Annotated in this window: 14 protein-coding genes and 1 other RNA gene; 1 reads left to right on the top strand and 14 read right to left on the bottom strand. The window is 65.5% G+C overall.

The features are described 5' to 3' along the window. Nucleotides 1-123: 123 nt before the first annotated feature. Entirely contained in the window at nucleotides 124-1,785 is a 1,662-nt protein-coding gene (locus tag AACI_RS03810) for a S53 family peptidase (RefSeq protein ID WP_012810159.1), read from the bottom strand. 189 nt (nucleotides 1,786-1,974) lie between these two features. Continuing rightward, nucleotides 1,975-2,544, bottom strand: a complete 570-nt coding sequence (locus AACI_RS03805) for a class I SAM-dependent methyltransferase (protein ID WP_012810158.1) — start codon at nucleotides 2,542-2,544, stop codon at nucleotides 1,975-1,977. A 153-nt stretch (nucleotides 2,545-2,697) separates the two neighbouring features. Here AACI_RS03805 and AACI_RS03800 point away from each other — a divergent pair, with 153 nt between their 5' ends. After that, complete coding sequence (locus AACI_RS03800; RefSeq protein ID WP_012810157.1) at nucleotides 2,698-3,027, top strand: LapA family protein; 330 nt, start codon at nucleotides 2,698-2,700, stop codon at nucleotides 3,025-3,027. A 20-nt stretch (nucleotides 3,028-3,047) separates the two neighbouring features. Here AACI_RS03800 and AACI_RS03795 read toward each other — a convergent pair whose 3' ends face one another. The 12 genes from AACI_RS03795 to AACI_RS03745 all read right to left on the bottom strand — a co-directional run bounded on the left by AACI_RS03795 (nucleotide 3,048) and on the right by AACI_RS03745 (nucleotide 19,975). Beyond that, nucleotides 3,048-4,109 (bottom strand): hypothetical protein, encoded by a 1,062-nt coding sequence (locus AACI_RS03795; protein ID WP_012810156.1) that lies wholly within the window; start codon nucleotides 4,107-4,109, stop codon nucleotides 3,048-3,050. Continuing rightward, nucleotides 4,096-5,772 (bottom strand): hypothetical protein, encoded by a 1,677-nt coding sequence (locus AACI_RS03790; RefSeq protein WP_012810155.1) that lies wholly within the window; start codon nucleotides 5,770-5,772, stop codon nucleotides 4,096-4,098. The genes AACI_RS03795 and AACI_RS03790 overlap by 14 nt, the downstream gene beginning before the upstream one ends. Continuing rightward, nucleotides 5,750-7,267 (bottom strand): GT4 family glycosyltransferase PelF, encoded by a 1,518-nt coding sequence (pelF, locus tag AACI_RS03785; protein WP_012810154.1) that lies wholly within the window; start codon nucleotides 7,265-7,267, stop codon nucleotides 5,750-5,752. The genes AACI_RS03790 and pelF overlap by 23 nt, the downstream gene beginning before the upstream one ends. After that, nucleotides 7,264-8,073 (bottom strand): hypothetical protein, encoded by an 810-nt coding sequence (locus tag AACI_RS03780; protein ID WP_012810153.1) that lies wholly within the window; start codon nucleotides 8,071-8,073, stop codon nucleotides 7,264-7,266. Before AACI_RS03780 ends, pelF begins: the two co-directional genes overlap by 4 nt. Nucleotides 8,074-8,219: 146 nt before the next feature. After that, a complete protein-coding gene (locus AACI_RS03775; protein WP_012810152.1) occupies nucleotides 8,220-10,766 on the bottom strand; it encodes a DUF2309 domain-containing protein in 2,547 nt (848 codons plus the stop codon). Continuing rightward, entirely contained in the window at nucleotides 10,763-12,280 is a 1,518-nt protein-coding gene (locus AACI_RS03770; RefSeq protein ID WP_012810151.1) for an NADH dehydrogenase subunit 5, read from the bottom strand. The genes AACI_RS03775 and AACI_RS03770 overlap by 4 nt, the downstream gene beginning before the upstream one ends. 296 nt (nucleotides 12,281-12,576) lie before the next feature. Continuing rightward, on the bottom strand, nucleotides 12,577-12,999 hold the full coding sequence (locus AACI_RS03765) for a DUF2294 domain-containing protein (protein ID WP_012810150.1): 423 nt from the start codon (nucleotides 12,997-12,999) through the stop codon (nucleotides 12,577-12,579). A gap of 155 nt (nucleotides 13,000-13,154) precedes the next feature. Next, nucleotides 13,155-14,612 carry an aldehyde dehydrogenase family protein gene (locus AACI_RS03760; protein WP_012810149.1) on the bottom strand — a complete coding sequence of 486 codons (1,458 nt, stop codon included), beginning with the start codon at nucleotides 14,610-14,612 and terminating at the stop codon, nucleotides 13,155-13,157. Between the two features lie 229 nt (nucleotides 14,613-14,841). After that, nucleotides 14,842-15,212: a transfer-messenger RNA gene (gene ssrA, locus AACI_RS15815) on the bottom strand. 156 nt (nucleotides 15,213-15,368) lie between these two features. Continuing rightward, complete coding sequence (gene smpB, locus AACI_RS03755) at nucleotides 15,369-15,842, bottom strand: SsrA-binding protein SmpB (protein WP_008341088.1); 474 nt, start codon at nucleotides 15,840-15,842, stop codon at nucleotides 15,369-15,371. A gap of 93 nt (nucleotides 15,843-15,935) precedes the next feature. After that, nucleotides 15,936-18,683, bottom strand: a complete 2,748-nt coding sequence (gene rnr, locus AACI_RS03750) for a ribonuclease R (protein WP_280959720.1) — start codon at nucleotides 18,681-18,683, stop codon at nucleotides 15,936-15,938. 101 nt (nucleotides 18,684-18,784) lie between these two features. After that, nucleotides 18,785-19,975, bottom strand: coding sequence for an MFS transporter (locus AACI_RS03745; protein ID WP_012810147.1), 1,191 nt, complete (start codon nucleotides 19,973-19,975; stop codon nucleotides 18,785-18,787). Nucleotides 19,976-20,053 lie beyond the last annotated feature (78 nt).

The following is a 20,053-nucleotide window of genomic DNA, read 5'->3' as shown; positions in this document are numbered from 1 at the left end:
CAAGCGGCGCCCGGATGCGCGTCCGGGCGTCGCCATGTGCCGACGCCATCTGTACGTGGCGCTACTATAGCATCGCTTGCAAACTTTCGCAATTGTATTCCTTGCCTGAAGCGAGGTCGCGCGTTACGGCTGGGGCGGTGAGGCGCTCGGCAGCAGCGCCTGCAGCAGTTTGATCCCAATGGGGCTCCCGAGCCCGGTGCACGGATCCCATCCCGGCCCCGCCTGGTAGATCCTCGCCCGGTTCGCGATGTCGTTGTTGCCCTCTGTGATGTCGTGAAATACGTCCGCTGGCAACTGGTACAGCGTCGGATTCACATAGCCCACCGGCTTGCCGAGCTTCTGGTTGATGCGGGCTACCAGCGCGGCGAAAAGCGGCGCCACGGCGCTCGTCCCGCCGATGACCGTGGTCTCACCGTCGATCACGACCTCGTAACCCGTGGCCGGATCGGCATCGCCCGCCAAGTCCGGGACACCGCGGCCGCTGCCAGCGCCCGGATTCGCCGAAGGAGGCACGTTCGCGCGCTCCTGCCACGAGGGCAGCGGAAAGATGCGGCTCACGCCGCCGCCCGTCGATCCGCCGTCCGGGCCGTCGTTCCAGACGGTCTCTTGCTCGATGCGGCCCCCGCTTGCCACAAGCCGCGTACCGCCGCAGGCCAGCACGTACGGCGACGCCGCGGGAAAATCGACGTGGTACAGGCCGTCCTGCTCGCCGTCCGTCGATCCGCTGTCGCCCGCCGCGGCGAGGACGGTCACGCCCAGCGCGGCCGCGTCCAGGAACGCGCGATTCATCGCCGCAATCGACGCCGACGCCCAACTGTCCTCAGGGCCACCCCAGCTGATGGACACGATGGACGGCTTGTGGGTCGGATCATGAACGGCGGTCGTGATGGCATCGAGGAAGCCGGCGTCCGTGTTCGGCGCGAAGTACACGGCAATCTTCGCGCCCGGGGCGAGCGCCCCCGCCACTTCGATGTCGAGCTCGACCTCGCCGTCCGGGCCGTTCGGATCGCCCGTGGGCTGATTGGTGGCGCCGTCCACCGAGACGCTCACCACCTGCGGCGCGGGCACGCCAAGCGACGCGAAGTACTGCACCAGAGACTGCTCGTCGTAGCCGCCGCCCAATTCGATGATGGCGATGCACTGTCCCTGTCCGTCGAGCCCCTCGGGAAATTGGTACGCCTGCGCGACGTCGAGTGGCGTGTACGCTGTCGGCGCCGCGGCCTGCGATCTCACCTCAAACTCTCCCTCGGCGCGCCTCTGCAGCCGAAAGTGGGGCCGCGCCACAGGGCGGGTGTCCAGCCCAAGCACCGCTTCAATGATCGGCGCGATGGACGCCGGCACGCTCACCTCGCCGAGGTAGCTTCGGTAGGATCCGTCCGGGTGATCAAAGTGCCGCAACTCCACGCCAAACGCTCGGTTGACGGCATCCACCGGCCCGCTCATCACCGCGGTGCCCGCAGCCACGTTGGCGCGATCGAGCGTGAGACCGTGCGCGTCCGCGAACTTTCGGAGCTCCGCAAAATCGTCGAGCGAAGCGCCGTGCGAAGCGGCGAACGCCTCGCGCTCCAGATGCACTCGCGCGTGAGGGGCAAGTGCGGCCTGGCGTTCCACATGCGCCTCGAGTTCGTCGGCGCGCTGGCGGCGCAGCACGACCGTGACGGAAATCCGCTGGTCCCCAGTCACGGGTCCCTTGTCCACGGCCTGCGGCGCCTGCGCGCGAGCGTGTCCCGCGAGGACCTCGCGCTTCTCCTCGCCTTCCTTCCACGGCTTTTCCATGTCGCTCATCGCCTTCCACTCCATTCTCCTATCCGGATGGGCATGCAGGGCTTCAGGCTTCGCTCTCCTCAGTATACCACGTGCCAGCGCAAAGTTGTGTAATTCCATGAAAATTTGGGTATTTGCTCAACGCCGAACGCGGAGCATGCGAAGCGCGCCCTCTGAGGGACATGCACCGCACCCCGGCCTCCGTGGCGCTCATTCGCCCCGTTCCGCCACCAGGCCGTAGTGGACGTCGTTCGGATAAATGCGGTGCAAGATGCGAAATCCCTCTCCCGTAAGCAGCGCCTCGCACTCATCCACAGAGAGCCGCTCCTCCACGGGCGGGCCCATGTCCATCGGCCGCTTGTCCCACTCCAGGAGAAGAAAGCGCCCTTTCTCCCGCAAGACCCGGCGAACCTCGCGGACGGCCGCTTGCCGATCCGGCACTTCGTGCAGCACAAAAGCCATCAGGGCGCGATCGACGGAGGCGTCCTCGAGCGGCAGATGCTCCGCGGACGCCTGATGCGCCTCGATGGACACGCCGGCTTCCCTCGCGCGTTCCGACAACATCTGGAGCATCTCCGGAGAGAGATCGACGGCGTGGACCTTGCCGCGCGTGCGGCGAGCGAGCGGCAGCGCGAAATACCCCGGCCCCGCCCCGATGTCGATCACGTCGTGGTGCGTTTGGACGTCGAGCGCATCCAGGACGCGATCGGCGGGCAACAGGCGCGCCCGTTCCACAGCGATCAGGCGCATGGCGTGTTCCGGTCGAAAGACGTGGGGCATGATCATCCTCCTCGCGCGATGGCGTCCGCATCTTCACGCGTTCCAGCTTGAAACCTTGATTCAAGCCTCGCGCTTGTGGCGCGGGTTGTCAAGTTCTACATGCCCCGATGCCCGGCATGGTATACTGCGGATATCCAACAGGGAGGTGCGCCCATGCGCTGGAAAGTCCTTGGCGCGGTCATCTTCGCCGTCCTCATCGTCATCTTCACCCTCGCCAACTCGGCCCAGGTCTCGGTCAATTTCGTGTTCACCCAGGCCCGCGTGAATCTCGTCCTCGTCATCCTGTTGTCCGTGTTGCTCGGCATGATCCTCATGGCCATTTTGTGGTCGATTCACGCCTGGAGGCTGCGGAGCGAGATCCGAGCGCATCGCCGCAAGATCGCGGAACTGGAACAATCCCTGCGCCTGCCGGTCGCCGAGCGCACGGCCTCCGAGGATGGACCCCATCCGACGCACGGTTCAACTCCCGGAGATGCCTCCTGAGCGCGTGGCGGGCGCTCGCCTCACGCCCGCTCGTACTGAAGCGTCTCGCCCGCCCACAGGTGCACTTGACCCGTGGTCGCCTTTCCGCCCATCTGCACGGTGAGCGTGCCCGATTCCTCCCCAACGTTCGCGGGAAGGGGCAGCACCACAACCCCGGCATGGGCCGGATACGCGCGACCTCGCCAGACGATTCGAGCGCCATCCGGCAACCCGTTCACGGTCACGCCGTCGCCCGCGAGCGCTGCAAACTGGCGATACTGGACCGCATAGGCCGTGTTCTTCTCCTGCACTTCGAGATACGCGTCGAAGGGCGGCGCAATCTGCATGTGAAGCCGGTTGGACGCGTACACTTCGTGTCCATTGACCCATGCGCGGTAGCTCGTCTTTCCGTCCGTCCAAATCACCACGTGATACTCGCCGTTCACCGGCGAGATGGCGCTCTCCGGGAACTTCTCCAGGATCACGCTGTGGGCGTTCTGCTCGTACCCGTACGCGTAGCCAATTTCCCAGGTAGAGCGAAGCTTGCCATGCACCCTCGTCGTCACCAGGGATACGAACACGTAGTTGATGAGCCCGGTCTGATCTGTGGTGGCCGTCTGCACCGCGAAGACGAGCTCGCCGATTCCCTGCGCGACGGCCGGCGGAGACACCGCCCACGCGTGCGCGTACCAGCCCGCAGGGAACGGATTGCGCGTCGTCAGGAAGTAGCCTCGAAACACAGGCGTCGCCTGTCGAACCCCCACCGTCAGATAGCCTCCCCGCGCGCGAACAAACCCGAGCTTTTGCCCAGCGCTTCCGTTGGCCTCCCACTGGTAATACGGCGGCAGGAGGAGCGAGGTCGAGCCTTGCAGCGCATGCGGAGTTCCTGAAGGCTGGTTGAAGGCGGTGACCATTGGCGCCGACTCGACGGCGATGGCGCCGGCGGGGCCCGTCAGCAGAGGCTGAAGCACCTGCTTCCCGCGCTCGATCCACGCGCCCCACATCACCATGAGCAGAGCCAGGGCGAGCACTCCCGCGAGAAAGGCGCGTTCCCACGGACGATAGCGCAACCGGCCCGATCTCGACGTTTCAATGGCTGGCATACAGCTGATAATCTCCTCTCATCGCTGTCCGCAGGCCGGCGACGACCGTGGCCACGGTGAAGAGACCGATGGCGGTGGCCATGCCGTACACCGCGTAGGCGTCCCCTCGCTCCACCCACAGCAAGGCCACGAGACCGCCCGCAGCTGTCCCGGCCCAGACGCTAAGCGCGGACGCGAACCGCACGCCCCAGAAAAACAGAAACTGGCTTGCGAAGAGCCCCACCGGCAAAATTCCGTAAACAAGCGCCGCCACGTGCAGCGCCATCTGATACGCAGGGCCCGCCACCAAAATCGGGGCAATCAGTGTCGCGGGCAGGCTCAGCAACACACGGGGCGCAAAGGCGCCAATCAGAAGCCCGGCGGCCGCGAGCACGGCCACCCGCGTTGCAAAAAACGCGGCCAAGGTGCGGTGCAGCGCCCGATGCTCCGTGACGCGATATTTCATCATCCAACCGAGGAAGCGATCGGACAGCTCCGTCATGAAGTAGAACACGAGCCCCATCATCGGAAACAGCTCGAGCGTGGCGAGATCCGTCGTCAACTCGTACGTGGGCGGATACACGTAGTGATGCACACCCTGCAGTGCGCCGAAGTGCACCCCGGCCACGATACGATCGACGAACAGCATGGCGAAGTACCCGGTTCCGTAGATGGCGTACGGCCAAAGCTGGCGCCAGACAGGCCAGAAGCGGGGAATTTGCACGCGCGCCCTGGCCTGCGGCTCGTTCCCCCGATCGTGCGGGCCGTCTCCGAGTTCCTCGGGCAAAAGTCGGCGCAACTGCCGACGCGATCGCATGACCGCATACGAGTACACGCCGATGAGCGCGCCGACCCCCGCGATGAGCAGCCCGAGCACCTGCGCCTGCTGCACGGCCTCGGCGACGTACTCGCCCGCGTTGACGCGCTCGATGGTCCAGATGGCGAACCACGTGATGATGAGCGCGGCGCCGGTCGTCATGGCGAGGCCCAGGATGCGGCGAAGAAGGTACAGGGGCGCGAGCGCAATTTGAAAGATGTAGATGGCGAGCGCGTATTCAAGGAACAGATTTCCGTACGCCGGGCCGTACGTGGGCGCGATGGCGAACCGGAACACGAGCGCAATGACGAGCGCGGACGCCGCCGACCCGTGCACGATGGCGCGGGTGGCGATCCAGCGGAACAGGATCCAATTCCCCTGCCCGAGGTAAAACAGGGCGCGCACGGCGAACACCTGGGAGACCGCGCCCGCGCACATGGTGGCGACAAAGAACGCCAGGCTGACGGCCGTCGCGACCTCCTGGGAGGCGGAGAGCGACGACCAGAGCGCGATGCGCGTGATGAACAGCATCAGGACGCTCATCATCCAGGGCGCCGTGTAACCCACGCCGCGAAAATACTGCTCCGCCGCGCGGCGAAACCACCCAAGCGGGCTCGGCCGCGTCAGTTCCTCGGGCGTCTGATACAGGGGAATCCGCGCCCACACCTCTTCCGCAAGTTCAAACACGTCGCGGAAGCCGAGCCGTCGCGCCACGTCCCCCCCGTACCCGCAGTCCTCGAGATGCACGGCCACCTCGAGCGGATTGCGCGGATGCGGCTGCCGGCTCACCACCATGTACGCCAGCGCGTGCAGCTCCTGCGCCCACGCCTCCGGCGCCACCATCTCATACCGAGACTTTGCGCTCATGCGTCCGGTCTCCTTCGTCCGTCCAGTCGTCGTACCACGCTCGGTAGCGCGCGACGAACCGTTCGAGGGTGTATTCCGCCAGCATGCGATCCCGCCCGATGCGGCCAAGCTCCGCCAGGCGATCGCGCATCGCCGCAAAGCGCGCGATGGCGTCGGCGAGATCGCGCGGCCGGCGCGGCGGAACGAGCATGCCATAGGGATGGCGGACAATCTCGCGCATTCCTCCGACGTCCGTCGCCACGATGGGCCGGCCCGCCATGACCGCCTCGACCGCCGCATACGGAAATCCTTCCGAAGAGCTGGACATGACGGCGAGATCGCCCGAGTTCAGCGCTTGGTTCACGTCGTCCGTCGGACCCGCGAAATGGACCATCTGTTCAAGTCCGTACTGGCGAACGAGATCACGGCAAGACGCTTCATACGCCGGATCCGGCGCGGGCCCGTAGATGGTGAGCGTGACGCCTTCGAGTTCCGGGCGGTTGCCGTACACATCCCGGAGGCTTCGCATCGCGCGAATGGCGGTGTGGATGTCCTTCAGCGGATCGATGCGCGCCACCATGACCAGGCGCAGCGGCTCGTCGCCCGAGCCCGCCTCCCGCACGATGTGAAAGGCGCGGGGATCCACGCCATTCGGGATGGGATGAATTTTCTCCCGCGGCACGCCGAGGCGCTCTTCCCACACCGCGTTGAACCTGGCCACCGGAGCCACGCTGTCCGCGGCCTGATACGCCAGCCGAACCACCAGGCTATAGAGACTCGACAGAAAATAGCGGTACGGCGCCGCGCGTTCGATACGGGCCAGGTTGAGGAGCCGTTCGCGGTAATACACGCCGTGCTCCGTGATGAGGAGCGGCCGGCCGTATCGCTCCTTCGCAATCACGAGCGGCAGCGCGCAGAACGCTGCGGCGGACGCGTGATACACGCGAGCCTCGGGCGCGGGAAACGCAAGCGGCGCCAGGTAGCGGTACAGCAGTTTGCCGATGTCGATGGCCTCGAACAGGTTGAGGTGCCGGAACACGGGGTGCTCGGCGAGGCGGGCGCGCAACACCTCCCACGTCTTGGGATGACGAAGCGCGTATTTCATCAACCCTTCCTCCGCAAATCGCGCGAAGACCCACAAGGCTTCCCGCGCGTCCGCGAGCTTCGTTTCGGCCGGCCGCAGGCAGGCCGTGATCCAGGCCTCGTAGGCCGGCAAAAAGTCGCGCCGAAAAGCCCGCCTGGCGCCAAAGAGGCGCCCTGCAGGCGCGTTCCAGGAAAATTCCTCGTGGCGATCCGTCCCCCACAAGGGAACCATGAGCAGGCGATGCACGTTCGTCGGAAGCTCATATCGCTGACTCGCGCCAGGGTTCGCGACCACCGCATACACCGTGAACGTTCGATCCGGCAGCCCGCGGATCAGCCGATCCGCCCAGGCGCTCACGCCGCCGAGCGTGTACGGGTACGTCCCCTCCGTGGCCAAAAGCACATCCGAGACGGGAACCGTTGCATGTCTCACCTTCGCCCCTCCGTCTCGCCTTGGCGAATCACCCGATGCAGGCGCCGTTCAAGCTCCAGCATGCGTTTCTGCAGATCCACGAGGAGCGCATGCATCTCGTCCATCTCCTCGAGGATGTCGGACGCCCACGCCACGTCCGCTCGCACACGCTCGCCGCTCCCGCGCGTAGGCTCTGAAGATGTGGACGAACGTGCCCCGTCCGATGCCGCTCTTGCCAGCGAACTCGACGCGCCGAGCCACCGCGCTTCCACCGCCGCGAGCGCCGCGTCGAGGTCCCCAGCTTCCCGTCCTTGGCCGCGGTTCGGGCGCTCCTCTTCTTCGGAATCGTTCACGGGCTCCTCGGCGGGAACGCGCGCTGCTTGCGTTGCTTGGCGCTCGGCCTGCAAGATGGCATCCCGCTCCTCGGACGCCGGCGCCTCGAACGCCTCCGCGACAGGCTCCTGAAGCGCCACATCCACCGTCTTCGCGCGGCTCACGCTCTTCGACGACAAATCCAGATTCTCGACGGCCAAGAAGCATTGCGCCGCCAGAAGCGAATACTCGCGAATGTGCTGCGCCGGCTGATCCGGCAACTCGCTCGCGCGGAGAAACTCCCGGCCCGCGAGCCGCATGTAGTGATCGAATTCGTCCATGCGGCCGAGATGACGTGCGCAGAGCGCCGCCTGTCGGTACGCGATGCCGGCGCGCTGGGGCACCTCACCTTCGAGGGACTTCGCTTCCTCGAGAAAGACCCGAAGCGCCTCGTTGTATTCGCCCATTGCATACAGCTCCATCCCCTGATGGAAGCTCGGTGCTCGATGGATCACGCGCTCACCTCGCGCCTCACACTTGTATCTTGCAATTGATTGGGACACAAATCGATATACCTCGGGTCATTATACGGAACCCTGCGCCGCGCCACAACAGGTGTATCCTCCGCAATCGTGAACCCTCTGTGACCGACGCGGTCCGGTCATCCACGAGCCGACGTCCGAATCACCGCTTCGCCGCGCGCCCACGCGCCCCGTTCGGGATCGAAGATCAAAAGGCGCAGCCAACCATTCTCCACCTTGCGGCGAAACCCCTCGTCTTCGCGCAGGAGCCGCTCCACCATGCGCCGCGGCGCCTCGATGATGACCAGCAGCCGGATGGGACGATGGTAGAGGTGTGCGTCGTCGCTCGCCACCGACTGCCACGGCAATCCCGGCAACAGATCGCTTGCGTTGCCCTGCATCACGCCGATGCCGCTCGTCGCCGTCTGGGTCGGCTTGCTGCCCGCGCCATGCGCGTGAGGCGCCACGGTCGAAGCATAATACTGAAGGTTGATCCACTGGGCCACCGTCACGGGACCTGCCACAATTGACTTGAGCCCGCGAATGTCGGGATCCAGCCGCCAGTCGTAGCTGTGCAGGAACGCCTCGCCCGCAACAGGCCCCGAATCCAACGCCAGGCGCCCGATCCAAAACGCGCGGTTCCGCGCCAACCCCCACTCCGGCCTCACCTCCGCCCAGTCGCTCGCGCGCCGCCTGACTTCCAGCGTCGGGCGAGCCCTTTTGGCGCCTGGCAGAGCTTGCGCCCGCTCGGACGCGGCCTTTTCGCCAGCGCGCCGCACCGCGGCGGACAGCGCCTCAAACTGGACACGCGCCTCGCCGACAAGAGGCGGCACGTCCAGCCACTCGATCTCGTCCGTTGTGGTCACGTGCACGGCGGCCAGAAACCGGGTCGATCCGGGAATGAAGATGCCATGTTCGGCCGCCAGGCGGCGCCGCACGTCCGCGCGGTTCAACACGGCAGCGAGAGCCCGCGCGTTCGTGCGGCCGGATCGACCGCCGCAGGCGCCGCAGTCAAGCGCCGCGCGGTGCGCGTTGTTTTCCACCCGCGCCTCGTGTCCGCACACCACGACGAACGGAGCAAAGTGAGTCAGCCCGATGGACCGAATCAGGTCCGCCGCGAACTTCGCCATCTCCTCGCTCGAAAGCCCCAGGGGGACACCGGCCGGACCTTCGCGGCGATCCAAGGCGAGCCTCGTCTCCGCCTGGGGCAGAGTCGCGCGCGCCACGCGTGCCGCGAATGCGCGCAGGGGCGGAACCGTCCGCGCCACCGCGTCGAGTGCCAGCCATGGGCCGGAAAGCTCCGGGAGGGCGAGAGAGGCGGCGCCGCTCTGCTTGACCTTCTTGAAGCTCTGCGCGAGAGTTCTCCACGCGCCCATGAGGCGCCGGGATCGGGCGAGGCCCGCCTCGTCCACGGCCTCCTCGCACACCTCCGCCACCGGCCGCACGATGGCAGGACAGCTCGGGTGCGCGTACGAACTGTCGAGCGATCTCGTCCAGACCGGCAAATTGAAAAATCCAGCGCACCCGAACGTCTCGTAGGGCCCCTCCGCCTCGAGGTGGCGGCGCAACGGCTCGGACCGCACGTCGATGCAAAACAGGAACTGCGCCTTTGGCACCGTGTTCTCGCGCGACAGAGCGAGCCCCCGCCGGACGACGCGCGCCTCGTGCGTCTCCTCCCAGGCGTCGAGCCACACCGCGTACCGATCCGCCACGCGGTAGCGATGGGCGAGGAGGAGCAAATCGACACTCGCGGGGCCCCGGGCGGCTTCAAGCAGGCGAGCCGCGCTCGTGGCGAGGCCAGCGAGGTCCGGGTGGGGCAAAAACGTTCGGCCCGCATCGCCAGCCAAGGCCCACTCGATCATGATGCGCATCGCCAGGTAGTCGAGCATCCACCGATCTTCCAGTCCCTGCTCCCGTCCGAGGAAGCGCAGCGCGCCGACGAAGCCCGGAAGCCTAAGGTAATGCACGCGGAAGTAGTCCGCCGCGAAGCGCGGAGAGACGTCAAAGCGCTCCAGGCCAAAGGCGAGCACCTCATCCGAGGCATCCGGCAATTCACCCAGGCGCCGCTTTTCCGCGCGGCTTAGGGACGGATCGCGTCCGGCGAGTGCGCGCGCCGCCCGAAACAGCCCCTCGCGGCGAAGCGGCATCGACCATGCGGCCTGGCCGCGGTCCAGAAAGAGCTTCAGATATCGGATGGAGAGCGCGTCGACTCTGGCTCGCTCGCCGTCGGACGGGAGCGGAAAGTGCAGGGCCTCGTCGGGCAGATCGGGCGCCGCTGCGGCCTTCGCGGCGAGCGCCATGGCTTCGGGAGAGGCGTCGGACGGATCGCCCGCTTCATGCGTGAGCGCCTCTTGCACGGATGCGAACGCCCCGCGGAGATGCGCCGGCACGTCATCTTCCAGGTACTGATCCATACGATGGCGCAGACGATTTGGATCAATCTCGCCGCGATGGAGCGCGTCGCGCAGGAGGCGCATGGAAGGATAGAGATGGGCGCCGCCGAGCGCCTGCAGTTTGCGCATCGCGGCCGCAAACGGCAGGTCTTCGAGCGCTGGCCAGGGGTGCCGGGCGATAAACACCGAAATGGGCCACTGGACGGCCGTGACGTCGAGCGCAAGCCGAGCGGCGGACACCGCGGACGACGCCGTCCACGTGGTTCCAGCGGGAGCGAGACGGGAGCGCGTCACTTCAAAATCGCCTCCTTCACCAGTTGTTTCAGGGACGTGGGCTGCGCCTCAACGGATGCGGGGCGCGGATCGGAGAGATGAACGAGCCACGCGTAGGCGAGCATGGCCCCGTTCGTGTCGGGACGCCATCGCCACCATGCGAAGGCGAACGCCTGGAGGGCGACGAGCGCGGCCGCCAAAACGGCGAACGCCCAGTCTGGGTGAGCGTTGGAGGCGCCGAGGGAAGCGATGGCTCGGACGAGCGCCGCGCGAACACCTTCCGCGGCGCCCGCCGCCGCCGCGACGGCGGCGAGACCCAGCCACCGCCCGGCCTGCAGATCTGCGGCGAGCCGCACCGCGATTGCGCATCCTGCCGCCAACAGAAGCCCGGACAAAAGCCGCATGCCATCGGCCGGGTGAGGCGCCACATAGGCCAAGAGGAAGAGAGTCCCTGCCACGGCCGGCCATAAGCTGCGCTTGGGCTGCGGAGAAGGAGGAACGAGGGCGTCCTCCGGCGCGGGGACCGCATATCCGGATTTGAGGAACAGGCTCGCCTTGAAGATGCCGTGCAGGACAAGGTGCACGATGGCCACCGCGTACGCGCCCATGGCGCACTCCATGAGCATCAGGCCCATCTGCGCCATGGTGGACGCGACGAGCTGGCGCTTGTAGTCCGCCTGCACCAGGATGGCGCCGGTGCCGGTGACCACGCTGAGCCACGCGAAGGCGAGTAGCAAGGCGCGCGGAAAGGGTCCCGCCGCCGCGAGGACGGGCGCAAACTTGGCGAGAAGCAGGCCGCCCGCGTTCACCAATCCGGCGTGCATCAAAGCTGAAACGGGCGTCGGCGTGACCGCGGAGTCGAGCAGCCAGCGCCCGAATGGCCAGTTGCCCGCCTGAGCGAGCGCCACGGTGCCGAGAAGAAGGCCAGCCACCAGGCTTGCGTGTGGGTGCGCGGCCAGTGCGCGGATCCCCGTATCGAGCGACGGAGATCGACCAGCCCACGCCGCCATACCGCACAGAAGAAGCACGCCCGCCATGCTCGGTGCGAGCCTGGCCCAGGTCATCCGCGCCACCGCTTGAGCGGCTCGGCTTCGCCGCTGCATCGCAATCAGCCGAATGAGGCCGGCATCCATCCCCACCCAACACGCGGCGAAAAACCACGCATCGCCCGCCATCCAGGCGGCGCTGGCAAAAAACAAGGTCCACGTCATCCACGCAAAATAGGAGCCGTACCGCTCGTCTCCGGCCAGGTGACGTGCGGAGAATGTCTGCACGACGAGCCCGAGCGCGCTGATGTAGGACGAGATCGCCCAGCCGAGGCCGGTTGGGTGAAGCGGCCCCAACCGCACGCCGATCGCGCCCGTCACAAGGCCGAGCATCGACACGAGGCTCACGAGGCAGAGGCTCGCGAGGTGCATACGGATGCGCCGCGAAGGCTCCCGCAGAGGCCAGAGCAAGGCGCCCGTCATACTGGCGACGATCCAGGCCAACATCCAAACAAGCGATACTGCTTGGTGAACAGCCGCGAAATCCATGTGCGCCCTCCTGCCCATGGCGGCTCCAAAGCCGCGCGATTCGACATTGACACACAAAAAACCGGCGCGCTCGACGGAAGGAGAGGTTTCAAACTCCGTCCTTCGAGTCACGCCGGTTTTTCGTCAACTCACGCCAGTTGAACAAACACCCGGTCATGTTCGCGATACGGGACCGCCTCGCCAACCCCTTTTCCAGAGGCTGCACGCTGCGCTCGCCGCACCGATATCGATAGGTGACATTGCTCGATTCACTTTACGCCGCGATCCGTCTGGACATGACCGCACGGCAGCGAAGGTTACGCATCTCGCCCCGCGTCCACGACTTCGCGGCCGCCTTCGAACTCGCCGGATTCCAGTTTCCGCTCGAGATCCGAATGCAATCGAAACACCATGATCCGTTCGCCGGTCCGCGTGCTCAGATCCGTGAAAAAGCTCTTCACTTCCTCGCCCGTGATCCGGCGTATGATTTCTTTCAGATCCTCGACACCGGATTCCACCAAGCTGGTGCGCGTCCGCTTCACGGACAACATGCCCTCATACGTCTCGCAAAGCGCATACTCCGCGGACGAAAGAATGCCATGCAGCGAAACGATGATCATATCCCGCAGGATATCCGTCTTGACCGAGACCGAGCCGCGCCCGAGATAGTCCTTTTCCCACTTCGTCAGGGCGTTCGAGATGTCAGCCTCGATGCAGCCTTTCAGCTTGGATGCCGCCATGTGTCTCTCCCTCTATCCGCGATCGCTGCACGGCCTCGTGCTGGACATCAGTGAATATTGTAACAAGGGGATGTGCATGGCGACAAGGGGAAAATGGCCGAGGGCCCGGAGATATCCTCGGGCCCACAATTCCAATGAAGCTCTTGACAGATGGGTCAGATGGGGTACTGGCGCCGCTCGCGCTGAATGGAGATCCATTTGAGCGTGGTGAACTCGTCGATACCCCACTGTCCGTTGTACCGCCCGACGCCCGAACCCTTCTCGCCGCCAAACGCCACGAGAGGCTCGTCGTTCACCGTGCCGTCGTTTACGTGAAACATGCCCGTCTCCACCTGCATGGCGATCCGCACGCCGCGCTCCACGTCGCGCGTGATCACGGCCCCCGTCAGACCGTACTCGCTGTCGTTGGCCGCGCGCACCGCCTCTTCCTCGTCCTCGACGGGCATGACCGCCACCACGGGGCCGAACATTTCCTCTTTGGCGCACGCCATCTCCGGCCCCACGTCGGCCAGCACCACCGGCCCCACCACGTTTCCGTCCACGGGTCCCCGATAGGCGACCCGAGCGCCCTGCTCGATGCTCGCATCGACGACGGCGAGCAGCCGCTCGACCTGGCGGCGGTTGATGAGCGGCCCGATGACCGTCTCGGGATCTCGAGGACTGCCCATCTTCAGTTTCGACACGCGCTCGACAAATTTCCCGAGAAATCGCTCGTACACATCCTTCACGGCGATCACGCGATTGGCGCACATGCAAATCTGGCCCTGATGCGTGAAACGGCTGAATACCGCGGCGTCGACGGCGAGGTCGAGATCGGCATCGTCGAGCACGATGAGCGCGCTGTTGCCGCCCAGTTCGAGCGTCACCCGCTTCAGGTGCCGGCCCGCCACCTCCGCGATATGCCGCCCGACCGCTGTGGAGCCGGTGAACGAGATGATTCTTGGAATCGGGTGCTCCAAGAACGCATCGCCGATCTCCGCGACGTCAGCCACGACGATGTTGACGAGCCCCTTCGGCACCCCCGCCTCCTCGAACACCTTCGCAAGCAGCGCGCCACCCGTGATGGCGGCTTCTTCATGCGGCTTCAGGACAACGCCGTTGCCACACGCGATGGCAGGCGCCAAAGCGCGCATCGACAAGCACATCGGGAAGTTAAACGGGCTCAGGATCCCCACCACCCCGGCAGGCAGGCGCAGCAGGCGATTTTCTTTCCCGGGAATGGTCGCCGGCAACAGCCGCCCCTCCATGCGCAGAGGGTACGTCGCCGCCTCGCGCAGGAAGTTCTTCACCAGTTCGAACTCAATGGCCGCCTTGATGAATGTACCTCCGATCTCGTCCGCGACGAGCGAGATCACCTCATCTCGATAGCCCTCCCAAATCTGGAGGGCTCGCTCCATGACCGCCTGGCGTTCAAACGGATTCACCTGCGCCCAGACCTTCTGCGCCTCCGCGGCGGCGCGGTACGCCTGGTCGATGTCTTCCACCGTGGCAAGGCGAATTTCGGCGACCGTCGAGCCGTCGAACGGATTCAGATCTCGGTGCACGCGGGAACTGCGTCCGTCGCGCCACTCACCGGCGATATATTGACGTGAGAGCTGTCTGAGATCGAGCATGTTGGCCTCCGTTTCCCGCCGACACGGCTAGCGCGGCGCTGGTTTCGAAGGCCATCGTAAAAGCGCTTTCATCATAAGACAAGAGCGCCTTCCCGCCATACGGAACACCAGCGTGTGCGGTGGGCGCCTCGTCCCGCAAGCGAAACGCCCAAAAACCAAATTCGCCGGCCCCGTCCTTTCGCAGACGGAACCGGCGAACGGTTTTCTGACGTTCCATTCCAGCCATGCATGGTGGAGGCGACGGGAATCGAACCCGCGTCCGAAGACCTCGCCGCATGTACATCTACGGGCGTAGATCGTCTACTGAAGTCCCTGTGACCCGCGGACGATCACGCTGGTGCACAGGCAAGTTCGCTGTTTTCTCGCGGCATCCCCGCGAACGAGGGAAGCCGCCAGCCTGCTCAGATGACGTTACGCGACGCGCGCAGGCGACGCATCACGCAACGGTCCCGCTGGATTAGGCAGCGAGAGCGAGCTTGTTTTGAGTGGTAAAGCGATTCGCTTTGCCAGTTAAATTTAGACCTGCGTGCATCACGTGGTCGCAGCCCCACGGCCCGCCGTACATGCTCGAACAGTCCCCGTCGAATCCAAAACGCCCCCGCGTTTTGGCGACAGCCGTTCGGCATGTCTCAAGCGAATCGCCTATCCTTCAACAGCACTCCTTATTATACTCCATTCCGAAGACCGATCAACCCATTTCCATCATGTACCTGTCGATGATGCGACCCATGAACCCTCCGCGCGTTGCAACGGTCGTCATTCGCCGCGCATGCGCGCTCGGAGGGCGCGTTGAATCTCCCGGTTTGCGTCGCGCTCCTTGGCGGCTTCGCGCTTGTCATACAGCTTCTTGCCCTTCGCGAGCGCCAATTCCACCTTGGCCCACCCATCCTTGATATAGATTTTGGTAGGCACCAAGGTGACCCCGCGCTGCCGGACCGCGCCGTACAGGTGGTTGATCTCCTTCTTGTGCAACAGACACTTGCGCGGCCGCAGGGGATCGTGATTAAATCGATTCCCCTGCTCGTACGGCGCGATGTGCATGTTGTAGATGTACACTTCGCCGTCGTCCACGCGCGCATACGCGTCTCGCAGGCTGACGGACCCTTTCCGAATCGACTTGATTTCCGTGCCCGTCAGCACGAGGCCCGCCTCGTACGTCTCCTCGATGAAGTAGTCGTGATACGCCTTCCGATTTTGCGCAATCAACCGAATCCCCTGCGATCTCGCCATCTCACGTCACTCCGATGCTCCAACGGGCGCGCGATTCGCAGCCGTGCCCGGGCACCGTGTCGCCGCCCTGCCGCACGGCGCGGCACATCCGGGTCACCGTTTCCGCTTCTTGCGCGAACCGCGCTTGCCCGATTTCCCTGCCTCCGACTTCCGTTTCCCGGCCGGTTTCTCCCCCGGCCGCGATCGCCCATTCCCGCTTGTTCTTGCACCTCGGCCGCTGCCTCCGTCCGCCTCCCAAGTCGGCCAAGTGCGGTAGCCGCCGCGCCGAGTGGACGCCGCCTCGAAGCGGCCACCCGCAATCCGGCCATCTGCCGACGGCCGTGCTTCATCTTCCCTGCCGCGGCCACCTCGCTTCCGCCCGCGCTGGGCACGCGGATCCGGATACTCCTCGTCCCAGGCGTCGTACGGAAGTTCGTGCGGCAACATGTCGCCCAAAGCCGCCGATCGCTCTTCTTCCCCGTCGTTCCAGTCGGACAGGCGGACGCCCGCGCGCGCCTCCCCTTTTCGATCTCGCCGCGCGCGATGGCGCTTGTCGTCGCGCTCCCTCCGGCCGCTGGCGCGGGAAGCCGCCTCGCGCCTGCGGCGCTCGGTTTCCCGCCGTTCCTTCGGCGTCAGATCCTCATCATACACGATCGCGCCCGGGCCTTCACCGCCGACGTACGTCGCTTCGCGCAGATGCTCCACGAGTCCGAAGTCGATCCGCAAATCCTCTTTGACCGCCCGTATCACCACGACGCGGACGGGATCGCCAATGCGAAACACGCGCCGGGTGCGCTCGCCGATGAGCGCCATCTGGCGCTCGTGCAGCACGTAGTAATCGTCCGACAGTTCGCTGATGTGGATCAGGCCCTCGACACCGTTGTCCAGTTGCACAAACAGGCCAAACGGGACGACGCCCGAGATGATGCCGTCAAACTCCTCGTCGATGTGCGCCTGCATGTACTCGACCATCTTCAACTGATCGACTTCGCGCTCCGCCTCCTGGGCGATCCGCTCCCGTTCGCTCGACTGCCGGCTCGCCTCGGCGACAAACTCGCGCAGATGCGCCTCGCGCTGCGGAGACAGTGATCCGCGCGTCAGCACCTCGCGAATGATGCGGTGGATGGCCAGGTCTGGATATCGGCGGATGGGCGACGTGAAGTGCGTGTAATATTCCGCCGCGAGCCCGAAGTGCCCCGTGCACTCCGGGCGATACTTCGCCTGCTGCATCGACCGCAACATCACCATCGAGATCATCCGCGCCTCGCGCTTGCCCTCGACCTCATTCAGGACTTCCTGCAGCGCGCGGGGATGGACCTTGCCCCCGGCCGACCCCTTCACATGGTAACCGAAATTGTGAAGGAACAGATTGAGGTGGATGATCTTGTCCGGATCGGGCTCGTCGTGCACGCGGTAGATGAACGGCACGCCGAGCCAGTGAAAGTGCTCGGCGACGGTTTCGTTGGCGGCGAGCATGAACTCCTCGATGATCCGCTCCGCGATGGAACGCGGGCGCGGCTCGATGGAGGTGGGCTCGCCGAGATCGTTCACCCGCACCTTGATCTCGTCAAAGTCGAAGTCGATGGCCCCCCGCCGCATGCGCTTGTCCCGCAGAATGAGCGCCAGTTCGCGCATCCGTTCGAACATGGGCACGAGCGGCGCGTAGCGCGCCCGGAGCTCCTCGTCTTCGTCCTCGAGGATCTTGCGCACGTCGTTGTAGGTCATGCGCTCCGCCGTCCGAATCACGCTCGGCACAATCTCGTGGGAGACGACGCGCCCCTGCCCGTCGATCTCCATCACGCACGACATCGTGAGGCGATCCACCTTGGGGTTCAGCGAGCAGATGTTGTTCGACAAGCGCGGCGGCAGCATCGGGATGACGCGATCCACCAAGTACACGCTTGTCCCGCGCCGAAAGGCCTCTTTGTCGAGCGGGCTGTTCTCCTTGACGTAGTAGCCCACGTCGGCGATGTGCACGCCGAGCTCGTAGTGGCCGTTGGGCAGGCGTTTCACGTGTACGGCGTCGTCGAGGTCTTTGGCATCGTCCCCGTCGATGGTCACGATGGTCTCGCCTCGGAAGTCCTTTCTCCGCGCGATCTCGGCGGGATCGATCTCCAGCGGGATCCGCTCGGCGTCGGCGAGCACATCCTCGGGAAACGCCTCCGGGAGGTTGTACTTCCGCACAATGGCCAGGATGTCGACGCCGGGCTCGTCCGGATAGCCGAGGACTTCCACCACCCGTCCCACCGGCCCGTGTGTGGCCGTGGGGTACGACGTCAGCTCGACCACCACCACCTGCCCGTCGTGCGCGTTCCCGACCGCGTCCTTCGGGACAAACACGTCCTCCGGGAACCGCTTGTCGAGCGGCGTGACGAAGGCGTGATGCGCGTAAATGGCAATCTGGCCCACGATGCGGTCGTTCCCGCGCTCCAGGATCTTGACGATCTCACCCTCGCGGTGGGCCTGCGCCCCCTTGCCGCGCTCCTCGCGGAGTCGCACGAGCACCCGGTCTCCGCTCATCGCGCCGTTGAGCGCGGTCTGCAGAATATAGATGTCCGCCTCCGCCTCGTTTTCAGGGATGACAAAGCCGTAACCCCGCGCCTTGAGCTGCAACCTGCCCGCAATGAAGTTCATCTGCTCCGGCAGCGCGTATCGGTTGTTCTTGGTGCGAACGAGATCCCCCGCGTCCTCCATCTCGTTCAGAAGGCGGACAAATGCGCGAAAGTCCGCCGCGCTCGTCACGCCGAGCCGCTCACACAGTTCCTGGACCGTGCTCGGCCTGTACTCCTCCGAACGCATGTATTCAAGCAATCGCTCTTTCCACAAGAAGGCTTCACTCCATCGTCCATCAGCCGAGTGCACCGGATTCTGCCGCGTGCGTTGCTACTAGTATGAACCCAAACGGACGAGATCGCCACAAAAGGAAGAAGAAATTTGCGCGGCGCGGCAAACGGGAGGCGGAGTCAGGCCACCTTCTGGCTCGGGCGCTTGTGAAGGAAGAGCGAACAGACGACCAGCCCGGCGGCGAGCGCGACAAGCAGCCAGAACGAGTCCAGAAAGTTCCCGGTCGCGTCTTTGATGGCCCCTGCCAGGATGGGCACCACGCCCGAGATGAGGTAGCCGCCGCATTGCATCATGGCCGTCCAGCGGCTCGCGTCGTCGCCGCTTTTCGTCTCGTCCAGCGGCAGGATGAGCAGGATGGGAAACAGGCCCCCGAGCCCGACGCCAAGGAGCGCATCCGCCAACCAGGCGCTCCACGCGGGGAGGGAAAGGGCGCAGACGACGAGCCCCATGAGCGTCAAGGACGCGGATGCGACGAGCCAGGGCGCCCGGTTCCTCGTGCGGCTCATCGCCAGGGGCATAACCAGGCTCGCAAACATCTGAATGAGTGCGAAAACCGTCAGCACCACGCCCGCGCCACTGGCTGAATACCCCGTCTCCTCTGCGCGCGGCGCGAGCCACGTCGTCGTCGAGTAGTAGATGCCCGACTGCAGCCCGAACGCGGCGAGCAACAGCCACGCTCTGCCCGTGCGCCAGGGCGATGGCGACGCCAACCCGCCAGCGCGCAATCCGCCTGCGTCGCTCTCGTCGCCCCGCGGCGCCGCGCGGAGCACCGGCCACCACGCGACAAGCCCCAACACCGCGAGTCCCGTCCACATGCCGAGCGATGCCTGCCACGACCCGAGCGCTTGCGCCAGAGGAATGGACAGCGCGGCGCTCGCCAACGCGCCGAGCCCAATGCCCACCGAGTACAGGCCGATCACGGCAGGCGCGCGCCGGCCGAAGTGATGTTTGATGAAACCGGAGAGAAGCGGCCCGCAGATGGCGATGCCCACGCCGGCCGCAAACGCGGATGCCAAGAGCAGCCATGACGCGTGTGCGAAGAACCGGACGAGCGTCGCGAGGCCCACGAGCCCGACACACGCGAAAATGGCCCGATTCATGCCAAGTCTCGCCGCCACCGCGCCCGTGAGCGGCGCGAAGGCGCCCATGCAAAACACGGGAATGGACGTGAGCAGGCTGACCTCCGCGGCGTTCATGTGGAGCGAGCGCTGGATGGTGAGCACCAGCGGACCGATGGACGTGATGGGCGGCCTGAGGTCCAGTGACACCACGAACACCGCCACCACCAAGAGCCAGAGCGCCTTTCCCATCCCCATGTCCTCCATTTCTCGGAGCGCAAAAAAGGAGCCCTTCTGCACCGCAGAAGAGCACCCGAGCCCCGCCTCATC

Source organism: Alicyclobacillus acidocaldarius subsp. acidocaldarius DSM 446 (assembly GCF_000024285.1).
Taxonomy (GTDB): Bacteria; Bacillota; Bacilli; order Alicyclobacillales; family Alicyclobacillaceae; genus Alicyclobacillus; species Alicyclobacillus acidocaldarius.
This window is presented reverse-complemented; position numbering and strand designations above follow the sequence as displayed.